The organism is Rhizobium sp. LEGMi-198b (assembly GCF_054114205.1).
Genome location: NZ_JBSYVH010000004.1, coordinates 174,162 through 200,682, shown reverse-complemented (window position 1 = coordinate 200,682; position 26,521 = coordinate 174,162). Strand labels below are relative to the sequence as shown.

The window sequence follows — 26,521 nt, the reverse complement described above, 5'->3', positions numbered from 1 at the left end:
AGCGACCAAATTAATGCGAGCCGCTGCCAATGCCGTCGGCGTAATGGGCCAGAGACGACAGCGCCAGCACGATGAGCAGCAGCACCGGCAGCGCCATCAGAACCGGCGAAAAGCCGACATGCTCGGCGGCAAAGCCGATGGCGGAGGGAGCAACCAGCATGCCGGAATAGCCCATGGTCGTGACGACGGAGATGCCGATGCCCGGCTGCAGACCCGGAATATTGCCGGCGGCCGAAAAGGCGATCGGCACCATGTTGGAAATGCCGATGCCGCAAAGCGCGAAGCCGACAATGGCCAGTTCCGCATTCGGCGCCAGCGCCGCAAGCAGCATGCCGACAATCGCAAAGACCGTGCAGACCCGCAACGTCTTGACGGCGCCCAGCCGGTCGCGAACGAAATCGCCGGCAAAGCGCATCGCTGCCATGGTGAGGGAAAAGGCGGCGAAGCCAAATCCGGACAATGTCACCGAAGCGGCCTTTTCCTGGCCGAGATAGAGGGCGCTCCAATCAAGCACCGCACCTTCCGGAATCATGCAGAAAAGCGCCATCATGCCGAGCAGCCAGGGCAAGGGGATCATCGGCAAGCGCGCCTTCGGCTTTGCCTCGTCCGGATGCGGCTGGTCGCCGAGGATCATTGGCCAGGCGACGGCGAGGAAGAGAGCGGCAAGGGCCGTGGCCGCCTCGGCATGGCCGAGCACGCCCCAGCGCGAGATCAGAAAACCGCCGATCGCCGAGCCGATGAGGCCGCCAAGACTCCAGAACGCGTGACAGGACGACATGATCGCCCGACGCATGGATTTCTCCACCGACACGGCATTGGCATTCATCGCGACGTCCATGGCGCCGATGAAGCCGCCGAACAGGAAGATGGCGATCGCGGCGGTCCAGACGTTCTGGGTGACGGTCAAGGCGAGCAACATCGGCACCAGCAACACGGCAAAGGCCTTGACGACGATCTTCGAGCCGCGCCCGGCAATCTGCGCGCCAGCCATCGGCATCATCACCAGCGACCCCAGACCGAAGACAAGGATCATCAGGCCGAGCTCGAATTTGGTCAGTTGTAGTCGTTCGGCGAACTCCGGAATCTTTGGCGCCCAGCAGCCGACGGTGAAGCCGTTCATCAAAAACAGCAGGGAAACGGCTGCGCGCGATTTTGTGAAAAATCCGCTTCTACGAGCCTGAAAGCTCCCGGATCGAGTCATATCATCCATAAGAAATCCCCAAATCGGTGGCCGCAGGATATTTAAATCGATTGAAATCTCAACATCCGAAAAGACGCCGATCGGTCACGTTTCGTCTCCGTCTGTTAAAACGGAGGCAAGGAAGTCACAACCGCAAACAATGTTTCGCACGCGGTCTACCCTGCCCATATGGCCTATTGACGGCGAAAAAGTAGCCGCCTATCCGTTGAGCCTTAAAAGAAATTTTCTGCCGGCCTGCCTCAAGCCATTCCCCTGGTGCTTCTGTGAAAAACCCCATCAGCTACGGCATCCTGCTTACGGTGTTTGCCTACATGCTGTTCACTGCCCACGATTCGGTGGTGAAATTGCTCGTCGCCGACATCCCCGTCTGGCAGATCCTCTTCTGGCGCAGTTGCACCATCCTCGCCGGCTGCTTCCTCTTCGAAGGGCCGTCGCTGGCGCGCAAGGTCCGCCGCTCGCCGATCATCAAGCCGATGATCGTGCGCAGCATGTTGCTGGTTATCGCCTGGACCTCCTACTATTCCGCCGCCCGCTACCTGCAGCTTGCCGAAGTGACGACACTTTATTATGCCGCGCCGGTGGTCGGCACGATCCTGGCGACCATCGTCCTGCGCGAGAAGGTCACCCTGGTCCGCTGGACGGCGGTCGGCCTCGGCTTCTGCGGCGTCGTGATCGCCTCCAATCCGGTCGGCCTGTCCATTTCCTGGCCCGTCTATCTGGCGCTGCAGGCCGCCGTGCTCTGGGCGACCGGCATGGTGCTCCTGCGCAAGACCGCGCTGCACGAGAAAAGCCATATTCAGATGGCCGTCTCGAACATCATCTTCATCCTCCTGACTGCCACCATGGCCATCCTGCATTGGCAGACGCCAACCGCCTATCAGATGTTGCTGCTTTTCGGCACAGGCGTCATTGCCGGCGCAGGACAGCTTGCCTTGTTCGAAGGTATGCGGCAGGCGCCGGTCTCCGTTCTGGCGCCGTTCGAATATACGTCCCTCATCTGGGCTTTCCTGCTTGGCTTCCTGATCTGGGGCGACATCCCCAAGGCCAACACCTTCCTCGGCGCAGCCTTCATCCTCAGCGCCGGCTTGATCATCATCGTCAGCGAGCGAATGAAGGGGAAAGTGGCAACGGTTTGACGAGGAGCAGATAGCGGCGGCTGGACTCGTTATGCGCAGTCGGCCATACGCGCGGTTCGACAGCAACCATGGCCTGACTGACGGGCAGCTATCCGCCACCAGTAACCAATCCTAAAAGATGCTTTTTGCGCCATCACTAGTATGGCGCGACGCACGGCCGTCTCGGACCATAGGAGGGCTGGAACGTATCATCGTAAGCCCTGTAGGACCGATAACGCGCATAGCACCAGCGCACATGCGCACTGCCGCCATAGTAGGCTCGTCGGTAATAGCGCGGACCATAATAGCCGCCGTAATACCGCGGACCATAATAGCCGCCGTAGTAGCCAGGCCCATAATAGCCGCCGCCGTAATAGCCCGACCCGTAATAGCCGCCGTAATAATTCGGCTGCGCCAGTAGCCCGCCGATTAACGCGCCAGCAGCGAGGCCGCCGAGCGCCCAACCCCAGTTGTCGCCGTGGTGGTGATAGTATCCGCCATGATGGTAGTATCCGCCATGATAACCGCCATGCCAGTCTATCGGCTGCGCCTTCGGTGCCTCGACTTTCGGGACAACAATGGTGGGAAACGCCTCAGCCGGCGGGACGCTTGTCAGCGCCGTCGCTAGCGACAAGGCAACGATTGCTAGCCTCTTCATTAGCTTCACCTTTCCGTCTACATTGCAGCCGATTATTATAACGCGGAAAGGACGGCGTGGCACTTAATTTCCGAGCTGGCTATGGCGTCGGCGGGGCTGACTTTTGGCGCCATTTCGCACCGGCTGGTGCTTCATTCCATCCGGGGCGAAACCAATGCTGTTAATCGGGCTTATGATGACTCGCGAAGCTGGACCGCAAGACAAGGATTGGATCGTCAAGCTCCTCACAGAGCGATGGGGCGGCACAAAAGTCGCCGCCCATGGCGAGATTTTTGACCTGCTGGATCTGCCGGCGCTCGTCGTTGATCCCGAGCGGGGATTGGCAACCTACCGAATACAAGGCAATGAGGCGGAACTGATGTCGCTGGATGCGGTTCACTCCGGCCAGGGCGTGGGAACCGCTTTGATAGAAGCGCTCGCCGATCAATTGCGCCAGCAAGGCGTGTCGGCACTCTGGGTCATGACGACGAACGACAATCTCGATGCCCTCCGTTTCTACCAACGTCGAGGTTTCGAACTTCGGCGGGTTCGACCTGGGGCGGTCGATGAAGCGCGGCGGCTGAAACCAAGCATTCCAAGGATCGCCGACAACAGAATCCCCATCAGAGACGAACTCGATTTGCGCCTTCAGCTCCTTTGAGAAAAATATTCGCAATTGCCGAATTCTTTTGCAGTTTTCTACGCTTCACTGCCCTAGATTTTCTGCAATGTATTCCTCATCGATTGAACCGCTCAAGAAACGGAAGAAAACAATGAACTGGTTGAAGACCGTCGCCGCTGCCGCCCTCGTGCAGGCCGCATTTCTCCTTCCTGCCCATGCAGGCGATAACCTCAAGGCGATTCAGTCCGCCGGCGTTCTGAAGGTCGGCACGGAGGGCACCTATGCTCCTTTCACCTATCATGACGAAAGCGGCAAGCTCGTCGGCTTCGATGTCGAGATCGCCGAGGCGATCGCCGGCAAGCTCGGTGTCAAGGCGCAGTTTCTGGAAGGCAAGTGGGACGGCCTGATCGCCGGTCTCGACGCCAACCGCTACGACACCGTCATCAACGAAGTCGGCATCACCGATGCCCGCAAGCAGAAATATGATTTCTCCGATCCCTATATCGCCTCCAAGGCGGTGCTGATCGTCAAGGAAAGCAACAGCGACATCAAGGACTTCCCCGACCTCAAGGGCAAGAAGGCCGCGCAGTCGCTGACCAGCAATTTCGGCAAGCTCGCCCAAACGTCCGGCGCCGAACTCGTCGGCACGGATGGCTTCGACCAGTCGATCCAGCTCGTGCTGACCGGCCGCGCCGACGCCACCATCAACGACAGCCTCTCCTTCTTCGATTTCAAGAAGCACAAGCCGGATGCGCCGGTGAAGATCGTCGCCCAGCAGGCCAATGCCGATTATTCCGCCGCCATCATCCGAAAGGGCGAACCGGAGCTGCAGGCTGCCATCAACAAGGCGTTGGCCGATATCAAGGCTGACGGCACCTATGCCAAGATTTCGCAGAAATACTTCGGCCAGGACGTTTCGAAGTAATAGGCATCGACGCCAAATTGTGAAAAAGATGCGTCCGGAACCCTTTCCGGACGCATTCTTCTATTGAGAGGCCGCTTCTTCGTGCAGCACTGGTTGCAATTGATGTGGGAATCACTGGGCTCGCTGCTTTGGGCGGGGCTCGTCTTCACCATCCCGCTCACCCTGATTACCTTCGTTCTCGGCCTGCTGCTCGGGCTGCTCACCGCGGTCACCCGGCTTTTCGGCCCACGCCCGCTCGTCGCTGTCGCACGCTTCTACGTCTGGGTGATCCGCGGCACGCCGCTGCTGGTGCAGCTTTTCGTTATCTTTTACGGCCTGCCGAGCCTTGGCATCCTGCTCGATGCCTTTCCCGCCGCCGTCATCGGCTTCACGCTGAGCGTCGGCGCCTATACGTCCGAGATCATCCGCGCCGTCATCTCCTCGGTGCCGAAGGGCCAGTGGGAAGCAGCCTATTCCATCGGCATGAGCTGGCGGCAGGCGATGAACCGCACCATCCTGCCGCAGGCCGCACGCGTCGCCGTGCCGCCGCTGTCGAATACCTTCATCTCGCTGGTCAAGGATACCTCGCTTGCCGCGGCGATCACGGTGCCGGAACTGTTCCAGGCCGCGCAGCGCATTGTGGCAACGACCTATGAGCCGCTGATCCTCTATATCGAAGCAGCCCTGATCTATCTTGTGATGAGTTCTTTCCTGTCGACGCTACAGGTCTCTCTCGAACGCCGTTTCGCCCGCTATGGCGGCACGCTGGAGGCACGGACATGATCGAGCTGTCGCACATCGAAAAACGCTTTGGCGAGAATATCATCCTGAGCGACATCAGCCTGCTCATTCCGGAAGGCACGGTGACAGCGCTGGTCGGCCCTTCCGGCGGCGGCAAAAGTACGCTGCTGCGCTGCATCAACCTTCTGGAAATCCCGACCGCCGGCATGATCCGTATCGGCGAGGAGATGGCCACCTTTCAGCCGGGCAAGAAAACCGGCTGGCAGGATATTCAGAAAATCCGCCGCCAGACCGGCATGGTCTTCCAGAATTTCCAGCTCTTCCCGCATCAGACGGCAATCGAAAACGTCATGGAAGGCCTGGTCACCGTGCTGCGCTGGCCGGCCGAAAGGGCGCGCGCCCGCGCCGTCGAGCTTTTGACCAAGGTCGGCATGTCGCACAAGATGGACGCCTGGCCCTCGACGCTATCGGGCGGACAGCAGCAGCGCGTGGCGATCGCCCGCGCGCTTGCCCCCTCGCCTCGCGTTCTTCTCTGCGACGAACCCACTTCGGCGCTCGACCCCGAACTCGCCGCCGAAGTCGTCGACGTTCTCGGCCAGCTCGCCAATGAAGGCACCACCATGGTGATGGCAACGCACGACCTGCGCCTTGCCTCGAAAATTGCCACCAGCGTGGTCTTCCTCGAGGCCGGCAACATCGTCGAAACCGGCCCCTCCCGCGCCATCTTCAGCGCCCCGACGCAGGAGCGCACGAAGCGGTTCATCTCGACGCTGAATGCCGGGCACAGCTACGATATTTGAGCGACAGCGCTGCCGGGCATCCATTGCGCCGGAAAAGGCGCATTGACCGCGCACAGCTTTCCGTCTAGCTCTGGTGTCATGAACACGGCACTCGTTCTCGCAGTGGTAGGAAGGCGCATGGGCAGGATGGTGTAACCATCCGGCGAAAGCACCCATGCGCGGTAAGCAGGCTCCTGACGGGGCCTTTTTTATTGCCCTCAATCCGGGCAGCACCCCGTCAGATCTCCCTCGACTTCCCCACTCACGCGACGGACAAGGCCATGACGCGCACCAAAAGCCGCATAGACCATTCAGCCACGCAAGCAATCGACAACACGACCAGTGGGAAAGCAGCCGCACAGCCGCGGCTGACGACCCTCATCCTGCTTTCCGCCCTTGCCGTGCTGCCGGTCAACATGATCCTGCCGTCGCTGCCGAAGATATCAGCGGCGTTCCATGCCGATTTCGCCCTCGTGAACCTTTCGGTCGCCGGCTTTTCCATCGTCACCGCGTCGCTTGAGGCCATCGGGGGAGCGATATCGGATCGGTTCGGCCGCCGGCCTGTGGTCCTGACGGCGCTCGCGATCTTCATCATCGCCTCGATCGGCTGCGTTCTCGCGCCCGATATCGGCACCTTTCTCGTTTTTCGCTCGATGCAGGCATGCATCGGGCCGTGCTATTCCGTCGCTCTCGTGGTCATCAAGGAAACATCCGACGAGCACGAGGCCGCCAGCAAATTCGGCTATCTCGCCATGGGATGGGCGCTGGCGCCCATGGTCGGGCCGCTGTTCGGCGGCTCGCTGGACGAGTTTTTCGGCTGGCGCGCAAGCTTCGTCGTCCTCGCGATCTTCGGCATCGCCGCCTTCCTCCTCTCCCTGCGTGAATTGACGGGATCGAGGGCGCCCTTATCGGGTGCGCGGAGGAACTACCTTGAATCCTATGGGCTGCTTTTGCGTTCGGCGCGATTCTGGGCCTATACGCTCTGCATGGCCTGCTCCATGGGCGTGCTCTATATCTTCCTTGGAGGAGTCCCGCTCACGATAGGCGATTCCCTCGGCGGATCGAGCGCCAAGCTCGGCTTCTACATGGGCCTGGTTCCCGCCGGCTTCATTCTCGGCAGCTATCTCGCCGGCCGCTACGCCGCGAAAATCCCGCTCGGCAGGATCCTTGTCATCGCGCGGCTTCTGACCTGCATCGGCCTGTCGATCGGCTTGGCCCTGTCGCTGTCGGTAATGACGCACATCTGGGCGCTCTTCGGCCCCTGCATGTTCATCGGCATCGGCAACGGTCTCACCATGCCGGCTGCCAACAGTGGTGCAATGTCGGTCCGGGCGGATATGGTCGGCACGGCTGCGGGGCTCGCCGCCGCCATGAGGATCGCGGGCGGAGCCCTCATCGGCTCGATTGGCGGGTTGTTCATCGCGCAATCGGCGACGATCCATACCCTGTTTGCTCTGATGCTGATATCCGCGGTGCTCGCGCTGCTGGCGGCAGTCTGGGCTGCCTTGATTGAGAAGCAGAGATTGTGAGCGAGGAGAGGCCGGCGGATGCTTCACACCGGCGAAATCCTGTAGCCGTTGGAGGCCAGCTCCACGCGCCCGAAGCCGGTGATGTGGCCGCCGGCGACGATCCAGCCTTCGCGGGCGGCATCTTCCAGAACAGCCCGGCGGGTTCTGACGGCCAGCTCGGGATCGAGATCATAGGCCAGGCCGATCTTCGGATCGCCGGGCTGCAGATCCCCCAAATGCAGGGCATCGCCCCAGATCAGAAGAGAATTGTCGCCACCGCGCAGCAGATAGCCGGTGTGGCCCGGCGTGTGGCCCGGCAGCGGATGCGCCTCTATATCGGGCAGCACTTCGCCAGCCCCGATCCGTTTTATGCGGGAGCCATAGACGCGCTGCAGTTGCTCGGCCACTTTGAAGCCGCCGCGCCGCGCCTCCGGCATAGCCTCGCGCGCGACGGGATCGGTGAAGAAGGCGATATCACTGTCCGACACGAACACGTCTGCATGAGGGAAATACGGCTTGTCTCCATCGAACAAGCCAAGCGCATGGTCGCCATGAATATGGGTGAGTAAAACGCTCTGGATTTCATCCGGCGCGATCCCCGCTTCATGCAACGCCGATCGCGCATGGCCGTATTTCGGCCCCCAGGCAGTGCCCGTCCCGGCATCGACGAGAAGAACACCGGCAGGCCCGCGCAGGAGAAAGCAGTTCACATCCACCTGAAGCGTCGGCTTACCCCAGCTTTCGATCGCATGTTGCCGGGCAGCATCGCCATCCGTGTGGATCAACACATCCACCGGCGCTTCGAATAACCCGTCGTGCAGAAGAGTAACGTCGTATTGCCCGACATGCAGGGAATGATCGGTCATGGATGCGACTCCGCTCGCGGGCTGCAGAAAGGGGCCGGATGACGAGCCGCCCCCTTTCCGTGTTTTATGGACGCTCAGGCGCCATATACGACGAGCAAATCCTTGGCATCGATCTGATCGCCGGCTTTCACCAGCACCTCGGAAATCGTGCCATCCTTCTCCGCGTGCAGCGCGGTTTCCATCTTCATCGCTTCGATGGAGACGAGTACATCCCCGGCCTTGATCGCCTGGCCGGGCGAGACGAAGACCGTGGAGATGACACCCGGCATCGGCGCGCCGACATGGGCGGCATTGCCGGTCTCGGCCTTGCGGCGGATGGCGCTGCCCGACGCACCATGGGCACGATCCGGCACCTTGATGCGCCGCGGCTGGCCGTTGAGCTCGAAGAACACCGTCACCATGCCCTTCTCGTCGGTCGCCGTCATCGCCTGGTTGACGATGACGAGCGTCTTGCCTTTCTCGATTTCGGCAAACAGCTCGTCGCCTTCCTTCAGACCGTAGAAGTAAGCCGGCGTCGGCAGCACCGAGACCGGGCCATAGGTGTCGGCCGCCAGCGCATAGTCGGTGAAGACCTTCGGATACATCAGGTAGGAGGCGAATTCGAAGTCGTCGACCTTGCGTTCCAGCTTGGTTTCGATCGCCTTACGATCGGCATCGAGATCGGCCTCAGTGAGCAGCGAACCTGGACGGACGGTATAGGGCTTGTCGCCCTTCAGTGCCTTCTTCTGCAGTGCTTGCGGCCATCCGGACGGCGGTTGGCCGAGATCGCCCTTCAGCATGGAAACGACCGAATCCGGGAAGGCTATATCCTTGGCCGGGTTTTCGACATCGGCGACCGTCAGGTCCTGGGACACCATCATCAGCGCCATGTCGCCGACCACCTTCGAGGACGGCGTCACCTTGACGATGTCGCCGAACATCTGGTTGGCGTCGGCATAAGCCTGCGCCACCTGATGCCAACGGGTCTCGAGGCCAAGCGAGCGGGCCTGTTCCTTGAGATTGGTGAACTGGCCGCCCGGCATCTCGTGGAGGTAGACTTCCGAGGCCGGTCCCTTGAGATCGCTTTCGAAAGCGGCGTACTGATGGCGCACCGCTTCCCAATAGAAGGAGATGCGGCGGATCCATTCGGGATCGAGGCCCGGATCGCGCTCCGTTCCCTTCAGCGCTTCGACGATCGAGCCGAGGCAAGGCTGCGAGGTATTGCCGGAGAGCGCATCCATCGCGGCATCGACGGCATCGACGCCGGCGTCCACGGCAGCCAGCACGGTTGCGGCTGCAATGCCCGAGGTATCATGCGTATGGAAATGGATCGGCAGGCCAGTCGCCTCGCGCAGCGCCTTGAACAGGACCTTGGCCGCACCCGGCTTCAAGAGCCCGGCCATGTCCTTCAGCGCGATGATATGCGCGCCGGCCTTTTCCAGCTCGACGGCGAGATCGGTATAATATTTCAGATCGTATTTCGGACGGGCGGAATTGAGGATGTCGCCCGTATAGCAGATCGCCGCCTCGCAGAGCTTGTTCTCCTCGGCAATCGCATCCATCGACACCCGCATGTTCTCGACCCAGTTCAGGCAGTCGAAGACGCGGAAGAGATCGATGCCGCCCTTGGCCGCCTGGCGGACGAAATATTTGACGACATTGTCGGGATAGTTGGTGTAGCCGACGCCGTTGGCACCGCGCAACAGCATCTGCAAGAGCAGGTTCGGCGCGCCCTCGCGGATCAGCGACAGGCGTTCCCACGGGTCTTCGGTGAGGAAGCGCATGGAAACGTCGAAGGTGGCGCCGCCCCAGCATTCCAGCGACAGCAATTGCGGCAGAGCGCGCGCATAGGTGCCGGCAACCCGGGCGATGTCGAAGGTACGCATGCGGGTCGCGAGCAGCGACTGATGGCCGTCACGCATCGTCGTATCGGTCATCAACACGCGCTTTTCGTTGCGCATCCACTCGGCGAACTTCTGCGGGCCAAGCTGATCCAGGCGCTGCTTGCTGCCGTCCGGAACCTTGCCGTCGCTATAGGGCAAGACCGGTTCGGCCGCCTTCGGCGACGGCGCCGGTCGGCCGCGGGCTTCCGGATGGCCGTTGACGGTGACGTCGGCGAGATAGGTCAAGAGCTTGGTGGCGCGGTCCTGACGCTTGACCTGCTGGAACAGCTCCGGCGTCGTGTCGATGAAACGCGTCGTATAGCTGTTGTCGCGGAATTTCGGATGGGTGATGATCGCTTCGAGAAAGGTGAGGTTGGTCGCCACACCGCGGATGCGGAATTCGCGCAACGCGCGATCCATGCGGGCGATGGCCTCCAGCGGGTTCGGTGCCCAGGCCGTCACCTTCACCAGCAGCGGATCGTAGTAGCGGGTGATAATGGCGCCGGAATAGGACGTGCCGCCGTCGAGACGGATGCCGAAGCCGGAGGCCGAGCGATAGGCGGTAATCCGGCCATAATCCGGGATGAAATTATGTTCCGGATCCTCGGTCGTCACGCGGCATTGCAGCGCATGACCGTTGAGACGGATGTCCTCCTGTTTCGGAACGCCCGATTCCGGCGTGCCGATGGCGAAGCCGTCGAGAATGTGGATCTGCGCCTTGACGATATCGATGCCGGTGACGACTTCGGTCACGGTATGCTCGACCTGGATACGCGGATTGACTTCGATGAAGTAGAATTTGCCGGTGTCGGCGTCCATCAGATATTCGACGGTGCCGGCGCCGATATAATTCGTCGCCTCGGCGATCTTCAGCGAATAGGCGGCCAGTTCCTGGCGCTGCGCATCGGTCAGATAAGGCGCCGGCGCACGCTCGACGACCTTCTGGTTACGGCGCTGAACTGAACAGTCGCGCTCGAAAAGATGCACGACATTGCCGTGCGTGTCGCCAAGGATCTGGCTTTCGACGTGGCGGGCGCGTTCGACGAGCTTTTCCAGATAGACCTCGTCCTTGCCGAAGGCGGCCATCGCCTCGCGCTTGGCCTCCGTCACTTCCTTGGCGAGATCCGCCTCAGCGCGGATGACGCGCATGCCGCGACCGCCGCCGCCCCAGGAGGCCTTCAGCATGACCGGATAGCCGATCTCCTTGGCCATCTTGGCGACTTCCTTCATATCGTCCGGCAACGGCTCCGTAGCCGGCACGACGGGCACGCCGACCGAAATCGCGAGATTGCGCGCTGCCACCTTATTGCCGAGCTGGCGCATCGTGTCGGCGCGCGGGCCGATGAAGATGATGCCGGCGGCATCGCACGCATCGACGAATTCCGGGCTTTCCGACAAAAGGCCGTAGCCGGGATGGATGGCGTCGGCGCCGGACAGCTTGGCGACGCGGATGATCTCGTCGATCGACAGATAGCTTTCGATCGGGCCGAGATCGCGCGAAAGATGCGGGCCGCGGCCGACCTGATAACTCTCGTCCGCCTTGAAGCGGTGCAGCGCGAGTTTGTCTTCCTCGGCCCAAATGGCCACCGTTTTTATGCCAAGCTCGTTGGCAGCGCGGAATACGCGGATGGCGATTTCGGAACGGTTAGCAACCAGGATCTTGGAAATGGGCAATGCTGTCTCCTCACGGCATCGAAACGGGCAATGCTGCACCCGCGAAGAGAATTCTTAACTTCTTGTCACAAGAAGTTCAATTTCTCCTGCGACATCCGACATCAAAATAGTTGCCACTACGGAATAAGCCCGTTTCTGAAGGCGATGGCAACGATATGCTGGCGGTTCTTGGCGTTCAGCTTGTCCTGGATACTATTCATATACCAATCGACGGTGTGATTTGAGATTTTGAGCGTCCGGCTGATTTCCATGGAGGTCATGCCTTCCGCCAGATGGTTCAACACCTCGGTCTCGCGCCTGGTCAGCTTCACGTCGATTGTGGATGGTTGTTCCAGCGATTGCGCTTCGCCGCGCAGTTCCAGAAGCCGCCAGAAGGCTTTTTTCGCCACTGCATCGAACAGCGAGAGCTCGGCGGGCGACAGATCGACCACATTGCCGCCGACGGTCATGCTGCCGAGCAGGCCGCTGCGCCCGTGAATGGGGAAGATATAGCCATCGATCAGCCCATGGGCGCGGGCATCGGCCATCATCTGCTCCATGCGCCGGCGCAGCGGATCGCCCTTCAGCGCCGCCATGGCATCGCGCCAGCGGAAGGGCCGCTGCGCCCGGCCGAGATAACGGATGGTGGGGTCGATAAGGAGGTATTTCTTGGCGACGTAAGTGAGCGGCCATTTGTCGGGCCAGCGTCCGGCCAGCATCAGGGTCGTGGGGTCCACATTCGGCCGCGGTTGCTTCAGCAGACCGTAGAAATCGAACTTGTAGGACCGCAGCACCAGTTCCAGCTCCGCCACGACATTCTTGGCAAGCTTGCATTCTTCAATGACCACAAGCAATTGTATTAAGGAATGAATATTCACAGCTACCCCCTGGCTTGAAAGCCTGGTTGTTCGTCAGCAGATGCCGCCTTCATGTTCCGCCTTGCCTCCCGAGTCGGCTGATGGCGGGCAAACATAATCGGATCGAAAATAAATTGAACGTCATTGGCGAAAAATTTAGTGATCAACCCTGAATAGCAATCGCATCGCTGCGCGACAATGCCATGATATGAAGTATTCTTTAATTGTCACATTTCTCTGGCAGCCGATTTCGTACCCTCGCGGCACCCGGCATAAGGGGTAAAAATTACCCTGAAAAAACAGCGTCGGATTCCGTTAATCGCCGGTTCAGGAACCAATCTGTAGCATCCGATCATTCCGAATTTTCGCAGATGCACAGAGGGTGCCCGACGTGTCGTTGTTCAAAGTCTATGCAAGAGCCCTGAAGTATCTTGGCGCGTATCGATACCGCGTCTGGATGGTTGTCATCGCAAACATTGCACTGGCGATGACCACTATTTACGAGCCAGTTCTGTTCGGCCGTATCTTCGACGCCATTGCCAAGAAAGAGGCCGCGGCGCCGACGATGATGCTGTGGGCCGGTTTCGCCGTCTTCAGCGCAGTCGCCTTCATCGTCGTTTCCCGCGAGGCGGATCGTCTCGCCCATGGACGCCGCGCCTCGCTGCTGACCGAAGCGTTTAGCCGCATCATCTCCATGCCGCTCTCCTGGCACAGCCAGCGCGGCACGGCGAGTGCTCTGAATACGCTGCTCCGCGCCTGCGAAGCCCTCTTCGGCCTCTGGCTCGAATTCATGCGCAACCATCTGACGACGGCGGTCGCACTGGTCGTGATGGTTCCCACGGCCATTGCCATGGACCTGCGCCTGTCGGCCGTTCTCATCCTACTCGGCGTCTTCTACTGGATCATCGGCCGTCTGGTCATGAACCGCACGAAGGATGGCCAGACCTCGGTGGAAAGCCATTACAACACGGTGTTCTCGCATGTCAGCGACAGCATCAGCAACGTTTCCGTGCTGCATAGCTACAACCGCATCGAAGCCGAAACCAGGGCGCTGAAGTCCTTCACCGAACGACTGCTCGCCGCGCAGTATCCGGTTCTCGACTGGTGGGCGCTCGCCGGCGCGCTGAACCGCACGGCCTCGACCGTCGCGATGATGGCGATCCTGATGATCGGTACGGTGCTCGTCCAAGACGGCAGCCTGAGCCTCGGCGCGCTCATCACCTTTATCGCCTTCGCCAACGTGCTGATCGGCCGCCTGGAGCAGCTCCGCAACTTTGCCAACCAGATCTTCGAAGCACGTGCCAAGCTAGAAGACTTCTACACGCTGGAAGATTCCGTCCGCGACCGTGAAGAGCCGGCCGGCCTTGCCGAAATCAAGGACGTCAAGGGCGAAGTCGAGTTCCGCAACGTATCCTTCGGCTTCGGCAATACGTCGCAGGGCCTGCACAATATCAACTTCACGGTGAAGGCCGGCCAGACGGTCGCCATCGTCGGCCCGACCGGCGCCGGCAAGACGACGCTGGTCAACCTGCTGCAGCGCGTCTTCGACCCGCAGGACGGCCAGATCCTCGTCGACGGCAACGACATCACCAAGGTGACGCGCAAGTCGCTGCGCCGCTACATCGCCACCGTCTTCCAGGATGCCGGCCTGCTGAACCGCTCGATCAGCGACAACATCCGTCTCGGCCGCGAAGGTGCGACCGAAGAGGAGATGGTCCGCGCCGCCCAAGCGGCTGCCGCCAACGACTTCATCGAGAATCGCGAGAGCGGTTACGAGACCCGGGTTGGCGAACGCGGCAACAAGCTCTCCGGCGGCGAGCGCCAGCGTATCGCTATCGCCCGCGCCATCCTGAAGGACGCGCCGATCCTCGTGCTCGACGAGGCGACCAGCGCGCTCGACGTGGAGACCGAGAACCGGGTCAAGGCGGCGATCGACAATCTGCGCCAGAACCGCACGACCTTCATCATCGCCCACCGCCTGTCGACGGTACGCGAGGCCGATATCGTCCTCTTCCTCGACAATGGCCGCGTGATCGAAAACGGCAGCTTCAACGAACTCAGCCAGAGCAACGGCCGCTTCGCCGCCCTGCTCCGCGCCAGCGGCATCCTGACGGACGACGAGGTCCGCAAGGCACATACCACGGAAAACGAAGCCGCCTGATATTTGCAAAGGGCTTAGAGATCGAGGCCGGGAGAGCGATGCTCTTCCGGCTTTTTTGTTGCCGACAGCGCGGAGTTTATCAGGCAAGCACGATGACGCCGCAGCCCTGTGCCTGGCCCCTCGCAAGAAACATCCCCTTCGAATACGGCAACTAAACCAAAAACAAGAAAGGCCCGGCAGGGAACCCGGGCCTTTCTCCTTCTCTGATCGGAGGTCAAATCGGTTTTGGCGTCAAGCTGGAGTCACGGCCGACGTCAAACCGGTTGCGACTGGCGTCAAACCGGGATCAGATCAGAACTTGCGTTCGAAGCGGAGCACGCCGGCCCACTGATCCTTGTCGGCAGCGTCCCAATCCGTGTAGGAGACTTCCGGCTCGATCAGCAGGTCCTTGACCGGACGCCAGGCAACGTTGGCGGTGGCGGCGAGGATCTTCGAGTCGGTGTAAGCGACTTGAGCATTGGCCTGCAGCTTCGGCGTCAACTGGTAGCTGGCGCCCGTCCAGAAGGCCCAGTCGCCCCAGCCGCAATCCGCGCCATTGGTCGGGCAGGCTGAGCGGTTGCTGTTGAGGTAGGAACCGGCATACTTGTTCAGCTTGTCGCCATCCGTGTTCCAGCCGCCCATCAGGAAGGCCTTGAAGTCGCCGAAATCGGCGTCGATGCGGGCCTTGATGGCGCCTTCTTCGACGATCGAGTCATAGCCGCCGATGACCCGGAGGGTCCATGCACCGGCCTTGTAGCCGGCGCCGGCAACAACGTCAGGAGCATAATGATCGGCCTTGCCGGTGCGCCATGCGCCGCCGTAGGACGAGGTGTCGGCCGACGAGTTGGAATCTTCCAGCGAGATCACTGCCGTGAAGCCGTTGCCGGCATCATATTTGTAGGTGAACTGGTTGAGTTCCTTCGGGCCGTCATAGACGACGTCGTCGTTGATGACGTTGCCGGCATAGCCCATGAAGAGGTTGTACTGCGAGTCGAGCTTACCGACGGTGAAGCCGGCGAGGCTGATATTGGCCCAAAGCAGCTTCGTGCTCGTGGAGTTGCCTTCCTGCCAATCCCAACGGTAGACGGTGTTGGTCTTCAGCGGGCCGTATTCGGTATCGCTCGCCGTGTCGATGCTGAGCTCGGCGCGAGTATGCCAAAGCGTACCGTTCTTGCTGTTGGCGTTGTAGGCATCGTACCATTCGCCTTCGGTGCGGACGCGGCCGCCGATCTTCAGGCAGGTTTCCGTGCCGGGAATGAAGAAGTAACCGGCGCCAAAGGCGTCGCAGATGCGAACATATTCAAGCGGCTCCGGCTCGGCGGCCACGATGGCGTCAGCCGCCTGTGCTCCCGAAACGGCAGCCAGAGCAGCGGCCGAACCGAGAAGAAGACTTCTGATATTCATAGATTACTCCAATCCAGTATCGATTGGGCATGAGCTATCGCGCCGAAAAATCGACGTTCCCTACCCCATTCCCGTTTTGACAATCCCCACGAATGCGCCGCGCCCGTCGTTGGGACGCGTATAGCGCCGGGGTGGCGGCACTCCCCGAGCGCCGTCACGGTCCTGATGTAGGCAATTCAATTTTGCACAACAAGATTTCGAGCAATGGAATCTTTGCTGCAACGCACTGGATTGTCATTGCGTTGCAGAAAAATCACGTCACACTTCGTTCACACAAGTGTCGCAAAACGAATTGTGAATATAATTCAATGGATTACGTGTTGTGGTAGCCGATAGCCGCAGAGTCGACTATCGGCGCTTTTCGATTCGCACCGGCAGCGGAATCGTCGCTATGGACGTCGCAAGGGACGGGCGGCTGACTGCGTCCTGCCGCTTATGCTCGAGATAATAGGCATAGGCGAACTGTGCGGCGATCCCGACGAGCACATAGGCGCCGCCGACGGCCGGATCCTTGTCGGTAACGTAGAGGATGACCTGGCCGGCCATGGCGAGGATCGTGCCCGCAACGAAAATGCTGAGGGAATGCCGTCCAAGGATCGTCAACGGATGATCGGCGGACCGACGCAGTAACCGCGAAACCGACGGCACAGTGATGATGAGATAGGCAAGCGACAGCACATGTAGCAAGCGCGGCAGCGACAGAAACGTCTTGTCGAAACCGGTGACGACCGTCGGGAGACCAAACGCTGCAAGGTGATCGCCCAACGTCCAGAGCTTGTCGGTGACCCAGATGAAGGACAGCACGACATAGGCAAGCGACAGCGCAAACAGGACCGGATTATAGGATATCCGGCCGCCGCGCTTCACATGCATGACGGCAACGAAGCCGATGACGAACAGGAACTGCCAGGACAGCGGATTGAGGAACCAGAAACCATCCAACAGCGTCGTGTGCGGCGCCATCTGATAGATGCCAGCGACCAGCCAGACGCTGCCGGAAACCAAAAGCAAAAGCAGCGGGCTTCGCGCCTCCAGCACCAACATCAGCGGCAGCATCAGGAACAAGGCGCCATACATTGGCAGGATGTTGTTGTAGCCGATCTGGTGCCCGAGCAGCAGCAAGGCCGGAACGCCGCGAGCCGGATCCATAAGCACGGCAAGGATGTTCACCTCGCAGAGAAGGCCCGCCTGGCGGAAGACCCATGCGCCGGAAATGAACAGCACCAGCGTGATGAAAGTGGTGATCATATGTGCGGTGTAAAGCGTGAAAGCGCGCTTGACCGCCTTCAAGGCAATTGAAAGCCGGTTGCCCGGCTTGAACCGCGTGCCATAGGCAAGACCGACGGAAATACCGGAGATCAGCACGAAGGCTTCCGCCCCGTCGGAGAAGCCGAAATTCTTGGTGGTCAGCCGCTCGAGGAACTGACCGGGCACATGATTGATGAAGATCGTGATCAGGGCCAAAGCCCTCAGAACATCCAGTCTCGTATCCCGCTGCGTCGTCGCCTTCGGCAAGGTGACTCGCGTTGCCGAGGCCACGTCGATATTTGCCCTGGAATTCATGGACCTCTCCTGTTCCGACAACCAAATGCGATCGGGGCCAAAGAGTTCCCCCTTTGGCCCCGATCGTTGAAGCGAAACAGTGCAGGAAAGCGCTACTGTCCGATCGGATAGCCCTCTTCGGGATGGGCGATCGCCCTGTCATTCACAGACACCAAGTATCCCTTAGCATCGGGCGCTTTTGAGACGGAAATGCGGTATTTTCCGCTCGGCAGATCGAGGTCCGCCGCAAAACCATCCCACTTCGACGGCAGCGCCGGCTTGACGTAGAGATGGCCATTTTTGACGCGAATGCCGAGAATTCCCTCAATTGCCACGCGATAAAGCCATCCGGCCGAGCCCGTATACCAAGTCCAACCGCCTCGGCCGGTCAATTGCCCCTCGCCATAGACGTCGGCGGCAATGACATAGGGCTCCACGCGGTAGGTATCGGCCTCATCACGATTTCGTGCATGGTTCACGGGATTGAGCAGTTCGAAGCAATGCCAGGCATCGTCGCCGCGATTCATCTCTGCCAGTGCCATGACCACCCAGGTCGCGGCATGGGTATACTGGCCGCCGTTTTCGCGCACGCCCGGCGGATAGGACTTGATGTAGCCCGGATCGCGCGCCGACTTGGAGAAGGGCGGCGTGAACAGCCGGATGATGCGGTTATCATCGTCGACCAGCTTTTCGAGAACGGCATTCATCGCCTTCTCGCCGCGCTCGCGGTCGCCTTCGCCGGACAAGATGTTCCAGGACTGCGCGATCGAATCGATCTGGCATTCGAAATTCTCGTCCGAGCCGAGCGGGCTGCCATCGTCGAAATAGCCGCGGCGATAGTGGCCGCCATCCCAGCCCGCCGTTTCCAGCGCCTTGCGCAGTTCCGGCAGATGCTTGGTCCAGCGTTCGACACGCTCCCGGTCGCCCCGCGCTTCCGCATAGGGCAGGAAAGAGGTAAGCGTGCCGGCCAGGAACCAGCCAAGCCAGACGCTTTCGCCACGGCCCTGAATGCCGACCCGGTTCATGCCGTCGTTCCAGTCGCCGCCGAGGATCAGCGGCAGGCCATTGCCGCCCTTGCGCTTGATCGCCAGATCGAGCGCCAAGGCCGCATGCTGATAGACGCTGACCTTATCCTGCGACACGGTCGGCTGGTAGAATGCATCGTGCGTACCAGGCATGAGAGCCGCACCTTCGACGAAGGCGAGTTCTTCATCGAGAAGCGACTTGTCGCCGGTCACCGTGCAATACTGGTCGATGGCATAGGCGAGCCAGACGACATCGTCCGAGATACTCGTGCGCACGCCGGCCCCGCTGCCCGGCAGCCACCAATGCTGCACATCGCCTTCGCGGAACTGGCGTTGCGCCGCATTCAGGATCTGCTTGCGGGCAAGCTCCGGCGCATGCATCAGGAAGGCCAGCGTATCCTGCAACTGGTCGCGGAAACCGAAGGCGCCGGAAGCCTGATAGAAGGCAGTGCGGGCCATGATGCGGCAGCCGAGGCTCTGATAGGGCAGCCAGGCATTGATCAGGTTGTTCATCGCCTTGTCCGGCGTCGAGATCTGCAGACGGCCGGTGAAGTTATCCCAGAAGCCGCGGCTGGCCGAAAGCACAGCCTCGAAATCGGCATTGCGGATGTCGGCCACCAATGCGCGCGCCTCTTCGATCGAAGCGGTATCGCCCATATAGAAGCAGATATCCTTCTGTTCGCCGGCTCCGACCGTCAGATCGAAGGCGAGCGCCGCGCAGGGATCGCCGTCGAGATCGGTGGAATTGGAAAGGGCAGCGCCGGAAACGACGGCCTCCGGCATCTGCACCGTGCCGTAACGGCCGATGAATTCGCGGCGGCTGGCCGAGAAGCTCGAATGCGCCTCGCTCGCCGCCATGAAGGCGATACGCTTGGAATAATCGATGCTGTAGGGATTGTTGGCAAACAGTGCGCCCGTTTCCTCATCCACCGACGACAGGATGAACGGCCGTGTCTTATGCGGATTGATGCCGAGCACCCATTCTGCATAATTGTAGAGCCGCAGCCGGCGGCTGCCCTCGCCCGTATTGCGGATGCGCAGGCGGAAAAGCTTGACCGGGCGTTCGCGATCGATCGTTTGCGTCAGCTCCAGCGCTATGCCGTTCTGTTCGCTCGAGAACACCGAATAGCCGAGACCGTGGCGGGCCTCATATTGGACCTTCGGATTGCGCGACAGGGCCGCATAGGGGGTCATCACCGTATTGCTGTCGAGATCGGTCACATAAAGCGCCTCGCCCGGACGGTTGATGACCATGTCGTTGGTCCATGGGGTCAACTGATAGTCGCGCGAATTGTGGCTCCAGGTGAAACCGCCGCCTTCAGCAGGCACATGGAAGCCGAAACGCTCGTTGGAGATGACGTTGATCCACGGATGCGGCGTCGACTGGCCGCCGGCGAGCCGGACGACATATTCGCGGCCATTGTCGGCAAAGCCGCCATAGCCGTTCCAGAAGTCGAGGTCGTCCTGCGCTTCCAGTTCGCCGGCTGCAAAGACGGATTTCTGCGGCACCATCGGCACGGCAAGGCGATTGACCGGCGCCGGCCCATCGGACTGCGCCGAACCGAACAGCGTCGCCGCACGGGCGATTTGATCAACAAGCTTGCCGTTACGTGCATGGAAGATCACGCGCGAGGCAGCAAGAATCTGCTGATAGGTCTCCTGCTCGATCAGATCCTTGCGAACCGAGAAGATATTCTGGCGCAGGCCCTCGCCCTGATTGTGGCGAATATGCTCGACGAGCTTGTCGAGCTCACGTTGCATGTCCTGGGCTTGGTCCACGGCCCGCTCATTGACGATCACCAGATCGGCATTGATGCCGCGTGAACGCAGATATTCCGCGGCACTCAGCGCTTCCCGCGCGATTTCGAGGTCGATATCGTCGTTGATGCGCAGGGTGAAGATCGGGAAATCACCCGAGATCGTCACCGGCCAAAGTGCGGACTGCGAATGCAGGCCGGCCTGAACGGTGGCGCTGTCGGCGCGCAGATGCATGTCCGGATAGACGAGATAGCGGGCAAGCTTCTGGAAGGCTGCGGCCTGCTGCGAGGTGACGCCGACATGGCGCATCTGCATCTGCGTGCGCGTCCAGGCCTGCGTGAGCTCGATGCCGAAGGTATCGGGATTGCGGTAGCGATCGACCGCCTTGTCGACATCCTCGCGGCTCGGTGCGGCGATCGTCCAGAAGATCACGCTGACCTTCTTGCCGGCCGGCACGCGCACGACGCGACGCAGCGACAAGCAGGCGTCCATGGTGAAGCCGTCCGTGCCGGACAGAGTTGCGCCCGGATCGAAAGCGGCGGCTTCCGCGAGCGTCCGGCCACGGCCGAGGAACTTGCGGCGGTCTGTCTCGAATTCCGTCGGGCGCTCGGTGCCGGCATTGTCGACGACCAGATGGGCGATCGACATGTCAGGCTCGTTGTAATCGCGCTTGTTGCGCTCGGCGCGGATCACGTCGCCCGTGCTGCCGATCTCGGTGCGCACGAACATGCGCGCAAAGACCGGATGGCCCGAATCGACATCGTCGCTGGCGATTGCCGGCTCGAGATAGGAGGTCACTTCAATGAAGCGATCCTCCGCGCCCATGTTGAGCAGCGTCACACGGCGGCCCTCGGCATCGTGTTCGGTTGCGACGATGCATTCGACATCGCTGGTGAGATCACCAATGGTCTTGCTGTATTCCGCCTTTTCATCGCTGAAGGTGACTTTGACCTTTTCGCCTTCGACGCTGCGCGGCTCTGATGTGGCCGACCACCATTGGCCGGATGCGGTATCGCGCAGGAAGATGAAAGTGCCCCAGCGATCTTCCGTCGGATCGGGCCGCCAGCGCGAGACCGACAAGCCGTTCCAGCGTGAGTAGCCGGCGCCGGTCGCCGTCAGCATGACGGCGTAATGGCCGTTGGACAGGAAGGCGAGTTCGCGATCGTGCGTCGCCGGATCGGCAATTTTGCGGATTTCCGGACGCAGCATGTCTTCCTGGATATTGGCCGGCTGGTCGCTCTCGTGCTTTGCGGCCATGACAGGGATATCGCGCGGCGCCTTTTCCTGCAGCAGCAGTTCGGCCGCTTCGATCACCGGATCGGCATGGAACAGCTCACGCAGGCGTCCGTTGAAGGCGACGTTGGCAATAGCCGCAATCGACATGCCGTGATGGTGGGCATAGTAGTTGTAGACCACCGCGCACTTCTTGCCCTCGGGAACGCGGGTCGGCGTGAAGTCGACGGCGTCGTGGAAGCCGTAGGTGCCGAGCGCGCCGACCTTGCGCAGCTTCTGCAGGTTTTCAAGCGCCGCTTCCGGACGATACTGGCTGGCGAGAATCGAGGCATAGGGCGCGATGACCGCATTCTGGCCGAGACCGCGCTTCAGGCCGAGCGAAGGCACGCCGAAGTTGGTGTACTGGTAATGCATGTAGTGATCGCGGGCGTTGAAGGCCGCTTCCGAAATGCCCCAGGGAATGCCGGCGCCGAGGCGCTTGGCATAATTCATCTGCTCCTGAACGATCAGATTGTTGGTCTGGTTGAGGATACCACCCTGACGCTCCTGCATGACGAGCGGAGGCATCAGATATTCGAACATCGAGCCGGACCAGGAAACCAGCGCACCCCGCGAGCCGATCGGCACAACCTGGCGGCCGAGGCGATACCAATGCTCCGTCGGCAGATCGCCCTTGGCGATGGCGAAGAGGCTGGTAAGACGGGCTTCGGATGCCAGCAAGTCGTAGCAGGCTGCATCGAGTTCGTTGGTTTCAACACGGAAGCCGATAGAAAGCAGGCGCCGTTCCGGACGGTAGAGGAAGGCGAATTCCATACCGAAAGCAGTATCGCGCATGCGGTCGCGCAGCTTTGCCAGACGCTGGCGCAGCGCATCGACATTGGCGAGATCGAAGACGCTGTCGGCAATATGGCCTTCGCAGACCTTCACCAGCGATTCCGACCAGGTGAGCACCTCGCCGCTCTGCTGCGACTTGACCTCATGGTCGAGGTTGGCGGCGAGCTTCTGAATATCATGCGCCAGGACCGACAGGTTGATGATGCGGATCGAGGCGAACTCGTGCTCGCGCTTGACGGCGGCCAGCGCGTTCCGGAAGCCGATGATGCGCTCTTCCAGACGATGACGCAGCGGACGAACGGTCTTGCGGTCATCCGGCAGTTCGGCGAGCATTTCACCGAGAATGCCGGCGACATCGCCGATGCCGTCTAGATTGCCCTGCATATGCGCAGAGGGCGCTTCCGCCCAGATGCGGCAGGCCGACGACACGGCGATCAGGTGACCGGCGAAGTTACCGCTGTCGACCGCCGAGACATAGCGCGCGCCCATCGGCTTCAGCGTGTCCGTATGATACCAGTTGCAGAGATGCCCGCGGAATTTCTCGAGCTTCTCGACGGTCGCCATGGTCTTTTCCATGCGATCGATGGTTTCTTCGAAGGAAATCCAACCGAAATTGCGGGCCGAGATCACGGAGAGCAGGTAGACGCCGATATTGGTCGGCGAAGTCCGCGAAGCGACCACCGCATGCGGCGTCTGCTGCACATTGTCCGGCGGCAGGTGGTTTTGCTGCTCGACCACGAAGGTGTCGAAATAACGCCAGGTGCGCCGCGCGATCTTGCGCAGCTCGGCGGAGACGCCTTCCGGCACTTCGAGCTTGTCTTCGGTTTCCGCCGTCTGGCTGACATACCAGGCAATCGCCGGCGACAGAATCCACAGCAGCGCGAAGGGGATGCCGACGAAGAAGGCATTGTCGCCGGAAAGAGATGCGAAAGCCAATGCCAGCAGCGCCAGCACCGGTGCGTGCCACATGACGCGGTAATGGCCGAGGATCGTCGTCTGCGCCGCGGCCTGGGCGCTGGCCGCCGTGCGCCACTGCAGCATCAGCTTACGGCTGACGAAGGCACGGTAGAGCGAGCGGCCGATGGCGTCGGCCATGATGCAGGCGCCGTCAGCGATGAAGACGATACGCAGCGCGACTTGCGCGTTGGCGGCGCGGATATCGGACCAGACCGTATAGAGATGGGCCCGGGCAACGATATCGCTGGTGCGCGGAATGATGCCGTTGATCAGCGACAGTGTCGGCGCCACGAACAGGCAGAAGATCAAGAGGATCTGCCAGATCAGGGCGGCGAACGGCCCCATGAAATACCAGCCGAGAACGGAGGCGAAGAACCAGGCGATCGGCGTCAGCGAGCGGCGCAGATTGTCCATCATCTTCCAGCGACCGAGGCCGGTAACGCCGCGCTTCGGATTGAAGAGATAGGGAAGCAACTGCCAGTCGCCGCGAGCCCAGCGATGCTGGCGCGAGACTTCGACTTCGTAGCGGATCGGGAAATCTTCGACGAGTTCGCAGTCGGTGACGAGGGCGCAGCGCGCCATCGAGCCTTCGAGCAGATCGTGGCTGAGAACCGCGTTCTCCTCGATCTTGCCCTTCAGTGAAGCCTCGAAGGCGTCGACATGATAGAGGCCCTTGCCGGTGAAGGTGCCTTCCTCGACTAAGTCCTGATAGACGTCGGAGACGGCGAAGACATAGGGGTCGAGACCGCGATTGACGGAGAAGACGCGCTGGAACACCGAGGCGTCCTTGCCCGTCGTCAGCGACGGGGTGACGCGCGGCTGCAGCACGCCGTAACCACGCACGACCCGCTTGGTCTCAGGATCGAAGACCGGGCGGTTGGTCGGATGATGCAGCTTGCCGACGAGCTTCGTGACCGTGTCGCGCACCAGACGCGTGTCGGAATCGAGCGTCATGACGTATTGCACGTTCTTCGGCACGGTATTGGCGCCGGGCAGGAAGGTCGTATCGCGGTCGCCGCGCAGCAGCAGGTTCAGCTCGTGCAGCTTGCCGCGCTTGCGCTCCCAGCCCATCCAGGCGCCTTCGGCCGGATTGTAGAGGCGGCGGCGATGCAGCAGATAGAAGCGCTGCTTGCCGTCCTCGGCATAGCGGGCCGAGAGATTGGCGACTTCGCGGCGGGCGTAATCCAGAATCTCCAGATCGCGTTCGCTCTCTTCTTCCTTGCTGTCCGGCCAGTCGCTCAGCAGCGCGTAATAGACTTCGCCAAGCGGATTGGCGAGATAATGGACCTCGATGTTGCGCACCAGTTCGTCGACGCTGTCGCGATTACCGATCAAAGTCGGCACGACGACCAGCGTACGGGCCTCTTCCGGAATGCCCTCCTTGAACTCATAGCCGACGAGACGCGCCGGCGTGAGGTACATGGTGACCACGAAGTTGAACAGGCCGGTGGCGCCTTCGGATGCCGGCAGCGAGAACATCAACAGCAGGATGATGGTTTCAGCCCAACCCATGCCGGCCTGGATCATGAAATAACCGACGATCCAGAGAGCGATGACGGTGATCAGGAGAACGGGGGCGGCGATCGCCAGCCAGTTGAACTTGCGCCACTGGCGGACGAAGCGCTGCGACAGCTTCGGTCGGAAGCCGATCGCCTTTTCCAGCTTCCCGATCTGCTGGCCGACGATGAAATCGCCGATATTGGGCTCATGCGGCTGCGGCTCGCCCGAGGCCTTGGCCGCTTCGGTCATGGCCATGGCGACCTGGGCGATCTCCATTTCCGTCTTGTCGGAGCGGCGTGCTAGCTTCTCAATAGCGCGGCGATAGCTGTTGCGCGAGCCAGGATCGAGCTTTGCGTAATCGGTCTCGTCCCAGAGCAGCTTGTCGACTGCGCTGACCTCCTCGACCCAGCCCGACCAGTCGGTATCGTCGATCAGCCGCAGGCTTTTGATGATGTTGCCCATCGTCACATTGCCGGACGACAGGCGGTTGTGCTCGGCCATCATGACGGTTTCGGCATCGGTGCCGGCTTCCGTCAGACGCCGTTCCAGCCAGGTGACGGCGAGGCCCGAAGTGTGCGAGCCGTCGCGCAGACGATAGAGGAACTGCGTGGCGAAGGTATTGTCGGACGTATAGGGTTCGAGCGTCCTCAGGAACTCGGTGACCTTGGCATCGTCATTGAGGCGAATCAGCTCATCGACCGCGGCATTGGCCTTCTTGCGCGTCAGGCGGCTCTGCTCGACGCGGCTGGAGATGCGACGCAGATTGTCAACGAGCACATAGCGCACCAGCGACGGAACCGCCCAGAGCTCACCGATCTTCAGCATGTCGTGCGACTGGAAGCCTTCGACGAGCGCCAGCAGACCCTGGTTGGATACGGTGCTGTGCGTGTGAGCGACATAGAGCCAGGCAAGCGCCAGCGTGCGCGGCATCACCATGCCGTCTATGGTGATCTTCTGCAGTTGATCGTAGTACTTCTTCGGGAAATCGCGGCGGACTTCCTGGATCGCCTCTTCGATGATGTAGTGGTTGTCGAGCAGCCATTCGGCCGCAGGCGTGATCGATTCGCCGGCATCGACGTCGGCATTGGCCGAACGATAGACGCGCAGGATCTCTTTTTCGTTCTCCTTGTGCCGGTCGAAGAAATCGAAGGGCGCAAAGCCCGGCAGCTTCGTCGCAGCGCCGTTGCGGGCGAAGATCGAACCGCATTCCCGGATCTGATCGTTGGAAAAATAGGTGGCACGGATCGAATCGTTATGATCGATCTGCTTGGCTTCAGAATCGCGCGGCGGAACAGTGGAGAGGTTTTGAGACGTCATGGATTCGGGTTCTGGGTCCAAACAGAGTGACAGGCATTGTCGCCTTTACCGTTTTTGTCCTGCCCC

The 26,521-nt window shown here is 61.0% G+C and carries 15 protein-coding genes; 7 read left to right on the top strand and 8 right to left on the bottom strand.

Features of this window, described 5'->3' with window-relative positions; all coding sequences use genetic code 11:
• Nucleotides 1-10: 10 nt before the first annotated feature.
• Nucleotides 11-1,210, bottom strand: a complete 1,200-nt coding sequence (locus tag ACXHXG_RS17430; RefSeq protein ID WP_457900107.1) for an MFS transporter — start codon at nucleotides 1,208-1,210, stop codon at nucleotides 11-13.
• 254 nt (nucleotides 1,211-1,464) lie between these two features.
• Between ACXHXG_RS17430 and ACXHXG_RS17425 the strand changes: the two genes are divergently transcribed.
• Nucleotides 1,465-2,337 (top strand): DMT family transporter, encoded by an 873-nt coding sequence (locus ACXHXG_RS17425; RefSeq protein WP_104824833.1) that lies wholly within the window; start codon nucleotides 1,465-1,467, stop codon nucleotides 2,335-2,337.
• Nucleotides 2,338-2,473: 136 nt separating this feature from the next.
• Here ACXHXG_RS17425 and ACXHXG_RS17420 read toward each other — a convergent pair whose 3' ends face one another.
• The gene (locus tag ACXHXG_RS17420) at nucleotides 2,474-2,974 is read right to left on the bottom strand and encodes a BA14K family protein (protein ID WP_283048088.1); all 501 of its coding nucleotides are present in this window, start codon (nucleotides 2,972-2,974) and stop codon (nucleotides 2,474-2,476) included.
• A 154-nt stretch (nucleotides 2,975-3,128) separates the two neighbouring features.
• Here ACXHXG_RS17420 and ACXHXG_RS17415 point away from each other — a divergent pair, with 154 nt between their 5' ends.
• The 5 genes from ACXHXG_RS17415 (at nucleotide 3,129) to ACXHXG_RS17395 (ending at nucleotide 7,528) form a co-directional block, all read left to right on the top strand.
• Nucleotides 3,129-3,614, top strand: a complete 486-nt coding sequence (locus ACXHXG_RS17415; RefSeq protein WP_457900106.1) for a GNAT family N-acetyltransferase — start codon at nucleotides 3,129-3,131, stop codon at nucleotides 3,612-3,614.
• 112 nt (nucleotides 3,615-3,726) lie between these two features.
• Nucleotides 3,727-4,500, top strand: a complete 774-nt coding sequence (locus ACXHXG_RS17410) for an amino acid ABC transporter substrate-binding protein (protein ID WP_283048091.1) — start codon at nucleotides 3,727-3,729, stop codon at nucleotides 4,498-4,500.
• An 81-nt stretch (nucleotides 4,501-4,581) separates the two neighbouring features.
• Nucleotides 4,582-5,262, top strand: a complete 681-nt coding sequence (locus tag ACXHXG_RS17405) for an amino acid ABC transporter permease (RefSeq protein WP_104825273.1) — start codon at nucleotides 4,582-4,584, stop codon at nucleotides 5,260-5,262.
• A complete protein-coding gene (locus ACXHXG_RS17400; protein ID WP_457900105.1) occupies nucleotides 5,259-6,020 on the top strand; it encodes an amino acid ABC transporter ATP-binding protein in 762 nt (253 codons plus the stop codon). Before ACXHXG_RS17405 ends, ACXHXG_RS17400 begins: the two co-directional genes overlap by 4 nt.
• A 260-nt stretch (nucleotides 6,021-6,280) precedes the next feature.
• Entirely contained in the window at nucleotides 6,281-7,528 is a 1,248-nt protein-coding gene (locus tag ACXHXG_RS17395) for an MFS transporter (protein WP_457900104.1), read from the top strand.
• 23 nt (nucleotides 7,529-7,551) lie between these two features.
• Here ACXHXG_RS17395 and aidB read toward each other — a convergent pair whose 3' ends face one another.
• The 3 genes from aidB to ACXHXG_RS17380 all read right to left on the bottom strand — a co-directional run bounded on the left by aidB (nucleotide 7,552) and on the right by ACXHXG_RS17380 (nucleotide 12,766).
• Nucleotides 7,552-8,373: an AidB family quorum-quenching N-acyl homoserine lactonase gene (gene aidB, locus ACXHXG_RS17390; protein ID WP_283048096.1), complete on the bottom strand. Its 822-nt coding sequence runs from the start codon at nucleotides 8,371-8,373 to the stop codon at nucleotides 7,552-7,554.
• Between the two features lie 74 nt (nucleotides 8,374-8,447).
• Nucleotides 8,448-11,909 (bottom strand): pyruvate carboxylase, encoded by a 3,462-nt coding sequence (gene pyc / locus ACXHXG_RS17385; protein ID WP_457900103.1) that lies wholly within the window; start codon nucleotides 11,907-11,909, stop codon nucleotides 8,448-8,450.
• A 116-nt stretch (nucleotides 11,910-12,025) separates the two neighbouring features.
• Complete coding sequence (locus ACXHXG_RS17380) at nucleotides 12,026-12,766, bottom strand: helix-turn-helix transcriptional regulator (RefSeq protein ID WP_283048100.1); 741 nt, start codon at nucleotides 12,764-12,766, stop codon at nucleotides 12,026-12,028.
• Nucleotides 12,767-13,136: 370 nt separating this feature from the next.
• Between ACXHXG_RS17380 and ACXHXG_RS17375 the strand changes: the two genes are divergently transcribed.
• A complete protein-coding gene (locus tag ACXHXG_RS17375) occupies nucleotides 13,137-14,906 on the top strand; it encodes a glucan ABC transporter ATP-binding protein/ permease (protein ID WP_104825274.1) in 1,770 nt (589 codons plus the stop codon).
• A 291-nt stretch (nucleotides 14,907-15,197) separates the two neighbouring features.
• Here ACXHXG_RS17375 and ACXHXG_RS17370 read toward each other — a convergent pair whose 3' ends face one another.
• The 3 genes from ACXHXG_RS17370 to ACXHXG_RS17360 all read right to left on the bottom strand — a co-directional run bounded on the left by ACXHXG_RS17370 (nucleotide 15,198) and on the right by ACXHXG_RS17360 (nucleotide 26,455).
• Entirely contained in the window at nucleotides 15,198-16,289 is a 1,092-nt protein-coding gene (locus ACXHXG_RS17370; RefSeq protein WP_104824841.1) for a porin, read from the bottom strand.
• Between the two features lie 348 nt (nucleotides 16,290-16,637).
• Nucleotides 16,638-17,852, bottom strand: a complete 1,215-nt coding sequence (locus tag ACXHXG_RS17365; RefSeq protein WP_457900102.1) for an OpgC family protein — start codon at nucleotides 17,850-17,852, stop codon at nucleotides 16,638-16,640.
• Between the two features lie 92 nt (nucleotides 17,853-17,944).
• Nucleotides 17,945-26,455, bottom strand: coding sequence for a glycoside hydrolase family 94 protein (locus tag ACXHXG_RS17360; protein WP_457900101.1), 8,511 nt, complete (start codon nucleotides 26,453-26,455; stop codon nucleotides 17,945-17,947).
• Nucleotides 26,456-26,521: the final 66 nt, after the last annotated feature.